Origin of the sequence: Salmonella sp. SAL4457, from assembly GCF_046548235.1 — a bacterium.
GTDB classification, from domain to species: Bacteria; Pseudomonadota; Gammaproteobacteria; order Enterobacterales; family Enterobacteriaceae; genus Salmonella; species Salmonella enterica.
The window spans coordinates 1-264 of sequence record NZ_JBGDZO010000654.1; the positions used below are offsets into that span (position 1 = coordinate 1).

Below are 264 nucleotides of genomic sequence, written 5' to 3' on the forward strand. Positions count from 1 at the left end.
GTTCCACGGTGTTCGCTCACTTCGGGACTCGACACATCATGCAGGTCAGCAAATCGAACAAGCTCGCCAACGTCTGCTATGACATTCGCGGGCCGGTGCTCAAGCACGCCAAACGCCTAGAGGAAGAGGGTCACCGCATCCTCAAGCTGAATATCGGCAACCCGGCGCCGTTCGGTTTCGAAGCTCCCGAGGAAATTCTCCAGGACGTCATCCGCAACCTGCCGACCGCCCAGGGCTACAGCGACTCCAAGGGCCTGTTCAGCG

1 pseudogene is annotated in these 264 nt (G+C 59.8%); it reads left to right on the forward strand.

Annotated features, from left to right (window positions below):
• Positions 1–38: 38 nt before the first annotated feature.
• Positions 39–264: pseudogene (locus ACLJNW_RS25820) on the forward strand (aminotransferase); the annotation flags it as partial.